At 58.7% G+C, this 13,101-nt stretch carries 13 protein-coding genes and 2 pseudogenes; 5 read left to right on the top strand and 10 right to left on the bottom strand.

Translation table 11 applies throughout. From position 1 onward, the window contains the following. Positions 1 to 7: 7 nt before the first annotated feature. Positions 8 to 895: pseudogene (locus KZO24_RS29300) on the top strand (conjugal transfer protein TraG N-terminal domain-containing protein); the annotation flags it as partial. Here the strand turns inward: KZO24_RS29300 and KZO24_RS29295 are convergent. After that, a complete protein-coding gene (locus tag KZO24_RS29295) occupies positions 892 to 1,314 on the bottom strand; it encodes a hypothetical protein (protein ID WP_486487879.1) in 423 nt (140 codons plus the stop codon). The pseudogene KZO24_RS29300 and the gene KZO24_RS29295 sit on opposite strands and share 4 nt — an antisense overlap. A 375-nt stretch (positions 1,315 to 1,689) precedes the next feature. Here KZO24_RS29295 and KZO24_RS29290 point away from each other — a divergent pair, with 375 nt between their 5' ends. The 3 genes and pseudogenes from KZO24_RS29290 to aac(6') all read left to right on the top strand — a co-directional run bounded on the left by KZO24_RS29290 (position 1,690) and on the right by aac(6') (position 3,279). Then, entirely contained in the window at positions 1,690 to 2,187 is a 498-nt protein-coding gene (locus tag KZO24_RS29290) for a hypothetical protein (RefSeq protein ID WP_486487878.1), read from the top strand. A gap of 259 nt (positions 2,188 to 2,446) precedes the next feature. Then, positions 2,447 to 2,722, top strand: a complete 276-nt coding sequence (locus KZO24_RS29285; RefSeq protein WP_232493068.1) for an HU family DNA-binding protein — start codon at positions 2,447 to 2,449, stop codon at positions 2,720 to 2,722. 87 nt (positions 2,723 to 2,809) lie between these two features. Beyond that, positions 2,810 to 3,279: pseudogene (gene aac(6'), locus KZO24_RS29280) on the top strand (aminoglycoside 6'-N-acetyltransferase). Positions 3,280 to 3,671: 392 nt separating this feature from the next. Here the strand turns inward: aac(6') and KZO24_RS29275 are convergent. Next, a complete protein-coding gene (locus KZO24_RS29275) occupies positions 3,672 to 4,052 on the bottom strand; it encodes a DUF6771 family protein (protein ID WP_486487877.1) in 381 nt (126 codons plus the stop codon). A 295-nt stretch (positions 4,053 to 4,347) separates the two neighbouring features. Between KZO24_RS29275 and KZO24_RS29270 the strand changes: the two genes are divergently transcribed. Beyond that, a complete protein-coding gene (locus tag KZO24_RS29270) occupies positions 4,348 to 5,346 on the top strand; it encodes a Ros/MucR family transcriptional regulator (RefSeq protein ID WP_486487876.1) in 999 nt (332 codons plus the stop codon). Positions 5,347 to 5,781: 435 nt separating this feature from the next. Here the strand turns inward: KZO24_RS29270 and KZO24_RS29265 are convergent, their stop codons facing one another. The 8 genes from KZO24_RS29265 to KZO24_RS29230 form a co-directional block, all read right to left on the bottom strand. After that, on the bottom strand, positions 5,782 to 6,792 hold the full coding sequence (locus KZO24_RS29265; protein ID WP_486487875.1) for a serine/threonine-protein kinase: 1,011 nt from the start codon (positions 6,790 to 6,792) through the stop codon (positions 5,782 to 5,784). A gap of 59 nt (positions 6,793 to 6,851) precedes the next feature. Next, positions 6,852 to 7,172 carry a hypothetical protein gene (locus KZO24_RS29260; protein WP_486487874.1) on the bottom strand — a complete coding sequence of 107 codons (321 nt, stop codon included), beginning with the start codon at positions 7,170 to 7,172 and terminating at the stop codon, positions 6,852 to 6,854. A gap of 88 nt (positions 7,173 to 7,260) precedes the next feature. Further along, the gene (locus KZO24_RS29255) at positions 7,261 to 7,845 is read right to left on the bottom strand and encodes a serine/threonine-protein kinase (protein ID WP_486487873.1); all 585 of its coding nucleotides are present in this window, start codon (positions 7,843 to 7,845) and stop codon (positions 7,261 to 7,263) included. Positions 7,846 to 7,882: 37 nt separating this feature from the next. Continuing rightward, positions 7,883 to 8,929 carry a PP2C family protein-serine/threonine phosphatase gene (locus KZO24_RS29250; protein ID WP_486487872.1) on the bottom strand — a complete coding sequence of 349 codons (1,047 nt, stop codon included), beginning with the start codon at positions 8,927 to 8,929 and terminating at the stop codon, positions 7,883 to 7,885. A gap of 245 nt (positions 8,930 to 9,174) precedes the next feature. After that, a complete protein-coding gene (locus KZO24_RS29245; protein WP_486487871.1) occupies positions 9,175 to 10,311 on the bottom strand; it encodes a DNA adenine methylase in 1,137 nt (378 codons plus the stop codon). Between the two features lie 58 nt (positions 10,312 to 10,369). Next, complete coding sequence (locus KZO24_RS29240; protein WP_486487870.1) at positions 10,370 to 11,401, bottom strand: hypothetical protein; 1,032 nt, start codon at positions 11,399 to 11,401, stop codon at positions 10,370 to 10,372. A gap of 175 nt (positions 11,402 to 11,576) precedes the next feature. Next, on the bottom strand, positions 11,577 to 12,290 hold the full coding sequence (locus tag KZO24_RS29235) for a hypothetical protein (protein ID WP_486487869.1): 714 nt from the start codon (positions 12,288 to 12,290) through the stop codon (positions 11,577 to 11,579). A 50-nt stretch (positions 12,291 to 12,340) separates the two neighbouring features. Next, positions 12,341 to 13,099: a DNA sulfur modification protein DndB gene (locus KZO24_RS29230; protein WP_486487868.1), complete on the bottom strand. Its 759-nt coding sequence runs from the start codon at positions 13,097 to 13,099 to the stop codon at positions 12,341 to 12,343. Positions 13,100 to 13,101 lie beyond the last annotated feature (2 nt).

Genomic DNA, 13,101 nt, shown 5'->3' with positions numbered 1-13,101 from the left:
GCTCGAAGCAGCGGTTACGTGGAAGGCTGGCCTCATCAACGAAAGCCAGCTTGGTGCGATTGCCAATGGCGGCAATGCACGCTTCAGCTTTGCGCATAACGATCTGCTCGTTTCCAGCGGCACCGCCTTCAGCAAATCGGCGCGCAGCGACACGAGCACCCGGTTCGAGGCTGGCAAACAGGCTGGTCCCGACACGATCGAGCATTTCATGGGCGGCGGCAAGGAAGGCCAGGAGATGCTGGCCAATTGGCTGCGCGGCGGCTTCGAAATGGACCGCAAGGGGGAATGGCGTCTCAAGCCCCAAGTTGCAGATACCCTCCAGCGCGACGTTCAGGCCATCATGTCGCAAACCGGGTGGGTAAGGAATCTAACGCGAACTGCGCAGGATCAGAACACCATCGGCACAAACATCAGCCTCGGGGTAAACTCCAGCGTAGCGACATCGGACATCGAACCGTCTGATAGAGGCGCCACGCGCCGGCAACCAAACAGCGGACCTGTACGCGCCGGTCGCAAGTCTGCCGGTGGCATTGGTGCAAAACTTGGTTTTGAAAGTCGAGATGTCGGAACTGTTTCCGAAAGCGCCCAAGCTACACTAGATATCATGAACTACGATATACGAGACGCTATCAATGCGTCGCAGCGAGCCGCTAGCCATTCGCCGGACCCGGCTTCCGCGTTCTCGGAGAATCTCTCTGAGCGAATAATGGGAAGCGAAGGTATTCGGACTCGATACGTCAAGGATGCCGCGAACGGTCGTGCGACCTTTGATGTGACCGGCCCATTTACCTCTCTGGAACAGAATTCAGTACTTTCAAAAGGGGTGTTCTCTACCGACATTCAAGGTAGTCCGAGCGACGGTCGCAACACTGACGTCGCCGCTCCTAAAGACTAGCGCGGGCCGACGTAGTTTGGGCTATGTGGATCGAGATTGTTTCCGATCCAAAGCGGGCCAGACCGCGGATCCGTTGGATTACCCAGCCCGCAGTCGTCGTCCATAAAATCTGAACGCGGATTTGGTGCCCAATTCACTTCTTCGTCCTTAAATAGGCGATTAACCCATTCGCGAAAAAAGCCTACGCCGAGCAGCATAAATACGACAGGTGGAAAGAAGAACACATTCATAAAGCCAGCTAAGGCACTACTATAAAACCGTCCCAAACCCTCAAGGTGGGCAGCGCCGGCCATACCGAGCCACCAGCAAGGAATGGCAGACCACCAGAGTTTTGCGTACCAAGGGCGCCAAATCCATTTCCTCGCGTGCGGATAACCTTGTCCTCTCTTCGTGTCGTGACTAGCGCCGGCGGTATCCATTTCGCGGTCCTTTCTCAATCAATGTATCATGTTTGTGTTTTTGGGCCACGCGATATCGACTGATTGCGAATAGCCGCGCCGTTGCAATGTCCCCATTTGTTCTGATGAAAGATTCTGCTATGGTCTCGCCGCGTTGCGCAAAGGGCAGCGCCGGGACTGGTAATCCCGAACAATCGATTGCCTCTGAAAACTCACAGTTTTCGGGGTGCTGTCGCATATGTCCAGCCCTCGCGGGTAAAAGCGGCGGCGGATGTTCGATTGTTCATCTTACCAGCCCCGGTGACTCCCGTGCCTAGCGCGCGGGAGTTTCGGGAAAGCACGCATCCTTCCTCTCACTCTCGGATCGTCTTCGCAGGATGCGCAGAGGAGGTTCGCGTGATGCATGACCCAGTTACTGGCAACCTGCCGCCCGACGATAATTGCCTCGGGCTGCTCGGCTCTTCCAATCATGACCGAGTTTTGGCTGCGGAAACCTATTCTCGCGCTTCGGAATTTATCAATTTTGCAGGGCTATGCCTGGTTGACCAGCGCCCTTCGCAAGTGATCAAGAATGCAGCTCACGCGTTACAATTCTTACTGAAAGCTGTGCTGCTCAATTCCGGCCATTCCGGCGATTGGATTGATTCCCATATTGGTCGCAACCTCGAAGGCGCAATGGCGATAGCCTTATCGTGCGGAATGCCGCCGCCAACTCCGGAATTTGCGGGCTTACTCCCGGAGCTTTCGCGCTACCATATTGTCGACCGCAATTTTGGTCAGGCACGCGTTCTTTCCGTAATGAATTCGAGGAAGATATTCGAGAATGTTGTATTCCTGATCGATTCCGCAGGCGAGACATTGAAATTTAAAGCTGGCGACCGAGCAGACGTGTGAATATTACCGCAAATCAATACGCTAGCGTTGCCCGGCGCTGATTTTGGCCGCAGTCGCGCTAGACGCTAAGTCAAGCACCGTCGAGCTCCCTGATCTCTCCGTCCAGATGCCAGGCTGTGGACAAAGTGCCCTCTGGGAAGCTTGAGGATCAGAGCACGCCTTGATCGCTCATTGGGTTGCGCCATGGTGCACGCACGTCGCAGGGTCGCGAACAATGAACCGGCGGCGCCAACACAGACATCGACAGGACGAACTTCTCATGAACAACAGCGATCTCGCAGACGTTATCGCCGCCGATCACGGCATCGCCAAGACCGATGCCCGCAAGATCGTCGATGCCGTCTTCGACGCCATTGGCAACGCGGCGGCGAAGGGCGAGGAAATCTCGCTCAACGGTTTCGGCAAGTTCAAGGTCAAGGACAGCCCGGAGCGTGAGGGCCGCAACCCCGCCACGGGCGAGGCTATGACTATCAAGGCGTCGAAGAAGCTCGGTTTCACGGCCGCCAAGGGCGTGAAGGACAAGCTCAACGCCTGACCTGAAAGGGCATGCGGCGCTGCGCGGACAGCCGGCGCCGCAAGCCGCAACATGATTTCCCTAGATGCCTGGGGAGGACGAGCGGAGATGATCGTGCACATCGCATTGGCGGGCGCCGCCGATCTTGATGAATGGGCTGATCTGCGCGCCGCGCTCTGGCCGGATGGTTCGACGGCGGAGCACCGTGACGACCTGGTTGCCTTGATGGGCGAGCAGCCACCCATCGTCGGTTTTCTGGCCCGTGATCCGCGGGGCACTCTGGTCGGCTTTGCCGAAGCTGCCTTGCGGGTCGATTACGTCAACGGATGCGAAACCTCCCCGTCGCGTTCCTGGAAGGGCTGTATGTTGTGGAGGAGCGTCGCCGGCAGGGCATAGGTCGAGGGCTCGTCGAAGCAGTTGAAGCATGGGCGCGACGCATGGGGTGCACTGAACTGGCTTCCGATGCCCTTATGGAAAACACGGTCTCCCACGCCATGCATGCGGCGCTGGATTTCGAGGAGACCGAGCGGGTGGTGTTCTTTCGCAAGGTTCTCGATTCGGCGCCACGCTTGAGTTGAGTCGCTGCACGGTGGACCTTCCACACCCGATACCGGGTTTATCCGTCAGATATTCTCAGGTTTATCAACAGGCCATCGCTGGCAGCTTCACAGCGGAATTCACAGTGCGGGCACCGTTTGGGCCACCGTCCGTTGAAACCTCATCTATAGACGCGGAGAGGTTGCCATGAGCCCGACGTTGAGATTTGTTCTCGCCCTGCCGTTCCTTACCCTGGCCGTGATGCTTTCGATTCCAAGCTACCTTTGCATGTATGCCGCAGCACGCATTGAGGGACAGAACCCGATATAAGCAAGCCGGCTGCCGCTGCGAGAAATACAGCAAACAGGGTCGGGCGTTAGGCAGTGCCCGGTCGATGCCGATCGGGCGCCGCACGTTTGGCAAGTGATCGAAATCAGGCCTGGTTCGGGTCCGTTTCATTATCCTGCAAGGCACTGCCGATCATCGCAGCCAAGGTATCTTCCGCCCGAGCGCGGATCGCTGGATCCTTGGCATCAAGGTCGCGCCGCACCCATTGCGGCGCTCGCTCGAGAACGTGACGGATGACGGGCGTAAGATCCTGTGTCATGCCGGGCCTATGACCTAACAATCCCAGGCTGTCCAGCAATGTGGGCGGTGCAGGCATCGGACCGACAGTGCTTCCGTCCCTGGCTACAAAACCCGCGGGAAAGGAAAAGCCGGCGCGAACGCCGGCCATAAAGTTTGGGAGAGGATGCCTGAAAGGCATCACCGATATGGGCGATGATCGGTTTGACGGCCAGCGCAACTGCTGCATGGGGTGTCCCGAGTTTTGCAACACCGAGCCGAAGATGCACCGGCATTGGGTAGTGGGATGCGCTGACCAACAGGGGGTGAAGAACTCGAGGGACTTCGATGTTCAAGCGTATCTTCGAGAGGCCCGCTTGTGTGCGGCGCCGTTCCTGGCCCGTAATGGGGCAATCCGCTCTCAATCGATGGTCCCAGGACAATGAACGCACTTGAAAAATGCCGTAATCGCGGCAATGCATCAAGCATTGCCATAGGGGCATAAGCGCTCTTAGGCGCCAGTAATATCGAGAGGGGCAATATCGATGCCTGATACCGAACCCAATTCCGATATCGCCGCTCTGACCGTACAGCTTCTGAGTGCATATCTTGGCAACAACACCGTCGGCGCTGATGATCTCGCCGGCCTTATTCGCTCGACGCGCGCTGCTCTCACCGAGGATACAGCGTCAACATCGGCGGAGCCTGAAGCACCGACCTATGAGCCTGCGGTATCGGTGCGTAAAAGCCTTGCATCGGATGACTACATCATCAGCCTGATCGATGGGAAGCGTTACAAGGCCCTCAAGCGCCATCTGACTACCCACGGGCTCACCCCCGAGCAGTACCGGGAACGCTACAACCTGCCGGCGACCTATCCGATGGTTGCACCTGGCTTCGCTGCCCAGCGTCGTGAGATCGCCAAGAAGATCGGCCTGGGCAATCGGAATTCCGCGGTAGCGGAGCCCAAGGCAAGCGCATCGGCATCGCAAACTCCCCGGCAATCTGTGGTCGATGCACAAATGCCGGACGCAGAAGTGGCGAAAGCACCGCCACCAGCTGCAGCTCCGCTGAAGGTCAAGCGGACTTCCGCTCGCAAGCCACGGAAGGTTCCACCGAAGGAAGCCATCGCGGATCCCGGCGCCGCTGTTAAGGCGGCGTCGAACGAGCCTGAAAAGAATCTCGAAGTAGTTGCACCGAAGAAAAAGGCCTCGGCAAAGCCCAAGGGCGTCACGCGGTCAGCCAAGGTTCCTGCGGCAAGGAAGTCTGGCGCTGGCAAGCTTGAAGCCGCGCAGACGGTTAGCGAGGTCAAGCCATCCGATGCGCCGGCTGAAAGCCCGAAGCCCGCTCCCAAGCGGCGTGGCAAGCTCGGACTTTTCAACCGGCAGGAAACGGAATCAAAGGACGGGGTGGTAGCCACGACGTCCCCTGCCGCCCCCGACAAAACAGCCGACAAGTCCGAGGGGAAGCCGCCGCGTGCGAAACGCATGGCACGCACACCGAAAGCCGCTACGCCCACGAAGGGCGGTCGTAACGGCGTGTAATTGCAGAGCGGGGGCCGGCGTCGAACGGTCCCCTGCCCTTACTGACTTAGGAATGTAAGCTGAGCGGTTTGCGAGCATTTCCGCGTCGAGAAAGCGGCCCGAAAATAATTGTTGCTGAAGCCGGTGGCTGGTGAGTTATTTTTCGGTCGATGATGATTGGCGCTAATTCAGCACGGTCCGAGGTTGGGACATTCTGCTCCTTCCGGTTTCGAGCATCGGACTAACGAAAGCTGACGCTCCCAGCGTGCAACTCGCCAGATTTTTTAGCCGACAAGCGCCTACTCCGGCCGCTCATCGATCATATCGTTGTTTCTATCAGCTGCCATTCGATATCGACCGTATTGGGATACGGAAAGACGAGATTTTGATTGACACTGAGAAGTGGCAATTAACGCCGGGCACGTTTCCACCTTTGCCTGCGTTAGGCTGGATGTATTACGCAGTGACGACGACGACCGGATGGGCTCTTTCTCTGGGAGTTCCCGGGTAGCGGGAGACACTTACCCGATTATGCTCCTCCTCATTCGGCCGCTTGGGGCCGTAAACGCTTTTCATGCTAAAGAAGAACTTGCCTGATGGTGAAGTTAGGATGCCGCTGTAGCCGCCTTGAATGAGCTCTGACACGGTGCACTCTATTCGCTCAGCTGTGGAGTAACACAGGCCACTACATATTCGGACAAGGTCGTCCGCACTCGGTCGCTGGTCAGGCTGATATTGAAGGCAGCTCTCAATAATCTCCTGGAGCTCACTCGCAAGCGGCCGGAATTGGGCTTTCACGGTCATGAATGCCGGCCAGTCCTTTCGCGTCTGGTTCCTTACGTTTACTGCGGCCTCAAAGTTGATACCAAAGGGATATTCGCCTGTCAGGAGGCGGAACATCATTGCCCCGATTGACCAGATGTCCGCCTGCTTGCCCGGGCGGTCGCCGGGCTGACGAAACATCATCTCGGGCGCCATGTAGGGAAGCGCGCCTCGGATCGTCCCCGAGGTGGACAGCGTCAAATCTCCGTTCTGTACCGCCTCCTCAAAGAAGTCGTCGGTCAAAGTTGCAATTCCAAAGTCCGTGACTTTCAGCGTGCGAATATTGATCCCGCTTTCCGTCATCACGTTGCTCGGCTTGAGGTCGCGGTGAGCGACACCTGCATGATGGGAGGCCGCAACGCCCTTTGACAGATGGTGAAGGACAAGGGCCCCGAGATAGGGATCAAGGATGCCATAGCGCCTTATCTTGCTCTCGAGCGTCTCCCCGTCGACAAACTCTTCAACCAGATACGCAAGACCATTCTCTTCAAAGTAATCGAACGTCTTGGCGACGTTGTAGTGATTGACCCGGGCCGCCAGGATTGCGCTCTGCTTGAACCGGCGATCGGCTTGTCCGGGTTGCGGCGTCTTCAGGGCGACATCCATGCCAAGGACGAGGTCCTGGGCGCGATACACGTCCTGCATGCCGCCGCGACCAGCGTGCCCGATGATCTTATACCGTCCTGCAACTAACGTCCCGGGAGTCACGCCATCACCTCCGGATTGGAGATATCGAAAGTGACAAAGGTTCTATTACTGCCAACCCCAAAGGTGATGACGCAACAACCCGGTATGATCGTGCCGGGTTTAACCGCGCCGTTATTGACAAAGACGTTACCGGCGGCGGAACTAACCGCGAATTGCAAACCATCGTACTGGATCCCGAGGCTGTCGCCCGCCGAGACTGTCATTGAGATAGATCGGTTCGCAGTATCCAGGCGCTTGGCGTCGCGATTGATGACCGCGATCGCGCGGTGCCGTCCATTGAGCACATGCCTCTCCAGCATCGCGGTCACCGCCTCCATGGACGGGCGCCCGGCGGGATCGCTCGCGAGACAGGCAAACAGGCAGCTTGCGAGTTCCTGCGACAGACCGGCAAAAAGTGTGTCAAACTCACGCCTTGGCAGCGAGCGGGGGGTGCGACGCGAGAGCCGACGGCACGCTGTCGTGCACCAGCGCTATCGCAATTACGCCAAAGGCATAGACATCGATCGCTGAGCTGAAGCTGATTGTGGACTGTCCCCAAAGCTCCGGGGCCATGAATACAGGCGTTCCGATAACGCTGCGGGTCTTGTCATCAAATCCGATCGAGCGGGCCAAGCCAAAGTCGAATATCTTGACCACGCCTTCTGCATCGACCCGGATATTTCCGGGCTTCAGATCGCGATGGATGACATGGGCGCGATGGATGTCCCTTATCCCGCATGCGATCTGCCATAAGACGCGAAGATAATCATAGCCGACGGGGTGTGCACCAATTTCAAGATCATGCCCCGATATATATTCGAGCACCAGACCTTTCGCGCCCACGGCCGACACATCCACGATGTCGTACAGCTGGACCACATGTTTGGATCGCAGCTTGAGGAGCGCCTTTTGCTCGTCCAGAAGACGGCCATGGTCAACACCGGGCTGGAGGGTCTTGATGACGACTGGCCGATCCAGATGCGCATCGGTGCACTGGATGACGTCTCCCATGCCCCCGCTTCCTACCGGTCCGATTGGCTGATAACGATTAGCGATGCTCATCGGATTCCGGCGTGTTCAAGGGAAGACCTGCAGAAATCTCGAACTTGACCGGCGGGCTGCTTGCCCTGTTCCCAGCCTGCTTTTTGTTTTTCTTTCGCGGGGCCGGTTGGCTTTGCTTACCTGGGGCTGGAGTGGTCGCGCGAGCCGTCGCCGGCGTCGCCGGTTCAGGATCCGGGCGCACCCGCTCCTCGACGGATACGTTCATCGGGAAATAAACGGATGAGAAGGCATCCTGGAACAGGAGCATACCTTCGGCCGGGTTGGATGGCGCGGGACGATTTTCGAGGTCAACGGCGATGATTGTGGCGTTGTCCGGACTGCCACTCCAGCGGGCGAGCGCGGTCACCCGCTCCACGAAGTTACGGATGGTCGGTGCGTGTCGCGCAAGGGCGTCGAAGGCGTCCGGCGCGACGAAATGCACGCCGTCCGAGGTAAGCACCAAACGCTGCTGACCCGCGCTCACCGTGATCAGGTCGCAATCGAACCCTTCCTGCATCCCGACAAATCGGACCAGTTCGCGGCCGCTGCCGCCCACGCGCTCCGAGAGGTTGTCGTCGATCGTGAGTCTGGTTGCTCCGTGTCCTGGAGCGACCGCATAGATACGGCTGTCCCCACAATTCAGAGCATGACCCTTGCCGTGACGATCAATGACGAGGGCCGAGAGCGTGCTGCCTCCTGAGCCACCGGCAAATTCGCATACCGCGCGATTTGCCCTTTGAGCCGCCGTTCTGAGCGCGGCCTCGATCGAGTTATCGGCATTTTCGAGCAGCGAAGCGGCGAACGCTGCGACCGCTGTAGAGGCGCATACATCTCCCTCGCGCATGCCGCCCATCCCGTCGGCGAGAATGTAAACGTGCGATCCTGACACCGCGCCGCGCGAGGGTGGGCATTCGAACGCAAGCGCCCGATCCTGGTTCTGCTTACGGACCGCGCCCCGATCTGATGAAAGAAGCGACCCGAACTGGACCACGTAGTTCGTGTCACGTTCGAGTGTAGGCCTCTGTAGCCATTGAATAAGCAGGTGCTGCATCATGGCGCCAGTTTGGTCTGCTCGAGCTACGGTGTCGAGAGACAAAACGTGGACCCGCTCGCATTGCCCAGCTCCCCTTTGAGCGATAACCGGATATCACACCCGTCCCGCCCCCGGGGGGGCTAGAGTGGCGTGTTTACCGCCCTGACCACGGCATCGTTGCTGGAAATAGCGGTGAGGAAACGGTCGGCGGTCGGCGCGACCGCGAGGAACTCACGAGGAGATTAGACGCGAGGAGAGCTCAGATGTCAGTTCTGGGTGGAGAGCTTCAGAATGAGCTCGAATGCATCCTTTCGCGCAGCCCGATGCTTCATGTCGCCGCCCAGCGTGGAAAAGCGAGAGGACACCTTTTCCTCTTCTATGCTGAAATGGCTTGCTGCCAAGGCTTTGACATCATCACCTGCAAGACCGTTCGAGGCTTGCCCTGCCGGGAAGGTAATGATCACGCTGGCCTTTCGCTCGGCAAGGGTTGCCAGGAGCTGATCGAAGGCCGCTCGCGATCGCGAGCTCATGCTGAAATCCGAACTTGGGCGCTGATCCTGGTGGGGGTATCGCCCCACCCCTTCTACAGGCCCGACCACGCCTTGTGCGACACTTTCCAGAACGTGGTAGAAGCGGCTGTAGTGGACGCCGGAATACGGTGGGTCGAGGAACGCGAGATCGCCACGCCTGGCCGATTTGGCCAGTTCTGCCGCATCGAGGCAATGCGCCTTCCCCTTTTTCATGGCGTGCCGCGGCCCGATGTCCTTGATGCGTTCCGCCACTATGGTGGGCAGGTCCTTACGCCACGCCTCGAGAAGATAGGGACCTGCGGTTTCATTGGGTTTGAAGGGCTGAGCCGTGTGTCCCGGCGATGCCGCGCAACGGCTCGCTGCCTGGATCAACGCAGCCAGAGCAAGAGTGCGGTGCGCCTTTTGGGAGGGGAGCGTTTGACGTAGCGCATCGATCCAGGCCGACTGCCAGGCGGAGAAGTAGTAGCCGCCATAAGCGCTGCTTATGGGAAACTGCTCACCTAGCTTGAAGGTTTGCGCTTCCTCGGCTGACTCGGCTGCACCGGTTGTTGCAAGCTTGGCCTGATGCGCCTGCAGCGCGTTCCACCAGGTATTGGAGGCAAGCACATCGCGGGCTCGCCCAAACCAGTTATCTGCCCATTTCAGGCTTTCCACAGCTTGGGTGCGTTCAATCACGGCCCCTGCCAGGACGGTCGAATACAATTGCAAGTCGCCGGCGATCACTTCCTTGTCGAAGCGTTGAGCGACATGCCATGCCACAGCTCCCGAGCCTGTGAATAGGTCGAAAACGCGATTTGCGTCAGATACTGCCCGGCTTAGGGCATCGCCCAATCCGTTGCCGAGCATGGCTCGCTTGGAGCCCATATATTTCATCTAAACAAACCCCAGAGCGCCGCGCGTTCTGTTTCACAGACGCGAAATGCGCTGCCCCCTAGCGCAAGGGTCCAACCATGTCGATGCGCGGCAGGCGCGGCCTCAATGTCTTCCAGCGCGACGTCGATGTCGGCCCATAGCTCTTCCGGCAAAGCCGGCTCGGCCCGCGGAGACCACAATCCGTGTCGAAGGCCAAACCCACGCCACCACTCTTCAAAGTGCTGGGTGGGGTGTATACCGGCTGCCTGGAGATTGGCTTCGGCCATGCCCGTAGCGAATTTAAGCAACAGGGCTGCCCGGCAGAGCATCGAATAGGGATGTGCCGGCGAATTCCTTTTGCCGCATGGCATAGGAATGGATGGTCGTGCGGCTCCTCCTCGCGCGTCAGGAACGCCACGGGGATTACACCTTGAAGTCCCTCGTGAAGCCGGGGGTGCCGAATCGAGAAATCCGGCACGGCGTCCCCGTTGGACCGGGCCTCTGCTTCCAGAAGTATCCGGAACAGGTGCCGTTCCAGGCCTACCGCGCCAGGACGAAGCGTTTCCCAGAACATGCGCAGGAACGCTGCATCGTCTATCGGCGTGGTCTGCTGCGGCAAGAGCGCGGTGGGTTGATAACTGGACCAGTTTCTCTCCGCCTGATCGTCCGCACCTTGCTGCAGATCGAACCCCCACTCTTCCATGAGATAGGCTGCGATCGATGAGGTTTCGCCTGGAAAGAACTCTCTGAATGGGCCGAGCATGGACGAGCCTGCAAGCATGACCGGCGAGATCAGTCGATCGACGCTTCCGCTACACTGCGCCCATTCGACGATCGTGGGCCAGCACATGTCATGGGTGCCGCGGCTAGACAACGGCAGCACTTCGCAGTTCGCATCGATGCAGACGTTTTGGCTATTGAAGATCCCAATTCCCGAACTGGCCAGCAGCGAGAGGGCCCCGCGCAGTTCCCCGTAGTAGGCAAGGTGTCTCGCCGCGTGACCATCGCCGGCGATGAGTGCGTTCAGCGCGCGGCCCACGTAGGACCAACCGTCCAATGCGTGCAAGGGGCCGCGAATGGCAAGAATCTCGACGAGGTCCTCTTTTGTCACGTCGGCAAACGCGGCGGGGTTTCGCGGTATGCTTCCGTCCTGCCGTGAATTTTCAGGTCGCAGCCAAGGCGGCACCCCATGACTGCCCAAGACAGCGAGTTGGGCCTGAATGATGCGATGGTCTGCCTTTGCTACCGCTGACCTATCGCTCGCACCAAGAGGTTGAAACGCCATCTCAGTCGAACCGCTTCAAGGACTCGCTGGCAACGTCCGCGATGGCCCCGCCACCGGTCGATAGCAGGCTAAACAGCTGTTTTCTCAGCGCGACATACCCGCTGCTGCCTCGAAACGCGCGCTTCACCAATTGGTCGGCATCGCTGAGCCCGGGAGCATCGGCGGATCTCCAGTCGAACTCGACGATGCGCTGAGCGAACTCTTCGATTGAGGCTGCAAGCGTGGAACCGCCCAGTTCATTGATAGCCACTGTGACGTCATCCGCCGTGGTGGCCGTGCCGGCCAAGATCGTGGTCTCCAGGTCGAACGACGACTGGTCGATCTGGGCCAGACCGTAGAAGATCTCATTTGCGACAGTCAGGATGCCCCGGACACCCTGCTCCTGGTTGAGCATAGTGCGGTTGCCGGTGAACGATGCATCGAGTGAGTTATCGAGGCTCCCCTGCCCATCGGGCTGTGCAAGCGATCGTGCCCAGTCGGGCTCCGACGCCGTGATCGCGTCACGGATATGCGTCCATACCAGGATGAGGAATGCCGCCTGTTGCGGCCGCGACCATGGTAATGGGCCTTGGCTCGCACTGATATCTGCAGCAAACAGCCCTTTGGCTGATCTGCCGCTGCCGGTTGACAGAAAGCTCGTCGTGATGGCCTGAACCCAGCCTGCCTGCGTGACCTTTGCTCCTGGAGGGGCGGTCTTCGAGGATTCGCCAAGCATATTAATCCGATTGTAGAACGGACTTTCTGGCTGATTGTACAGGATTTCCGTCAGCTCTTGCGCGCGAGCCTGACGGTAGATTCTGAGGTCTGACAGCGTCTCAAGCCATTCGGCCGATCGTAGTAGGGGAAAAGATCGAAAGCGTGGCTCGGATTAATTCGCTTCGGCGACACATTGATCGACCAGAAGAGGTAGGCCTGCCAGCCTACGTCAAGGCCGGTAAAGGCGACAACGGGTAGTTCGAAGTCACCTGGCAGGGTTCCGTCCTTGAGGGCCTCGTCAAACGCCCACAGGCGATGCTGACCGTCAATCACTTCAAAGGGTTCGAGATCCTGCGGAGTCCACAGCTTGAGCCGGTCATCATACGGAAGGGTCAGCTCCGCTCGGTTGGCATCGTCAACTTTGAGATCGACGAGATCGGACGGTGCGACTTTACGACCGCGCCGTTCGTCTTTCTCGGTCAGAATGTTGACAACGATCGCTGTCGGAAGCCAACCAGGTTTCCGCATGGCAGCGGATTCATTATTACGAGCGGCGGCGGGCAAACTGCTGTACGGGTGACCAAACCGGACAAAGTCGCGGATGGCGTTCGAACGCTTCGGATCATGAAGGCGCTGAAGGCCTTCTCCGCCATTTTCGTCCCGCATTCTGCGATAAACGCCGCTAAGCGCCCGTAACTGCACGGCAGGCATAGAAAAGAGAAGGATGTGATCGTCGGGCTTGCGCCGATGTTGGGCCGAATCAAAGTCAAAATCGTCCCATTCTGGCAACCACTGCTTGAACCGGATCGCCTGAACTTTACCTGCCATAA

Source organism: Novosphingobium sp. NFX11, assembly GCF_057376415.1.
This window is presented reverse-complemented; position numbering and strand designations above follow the sequence as displayed.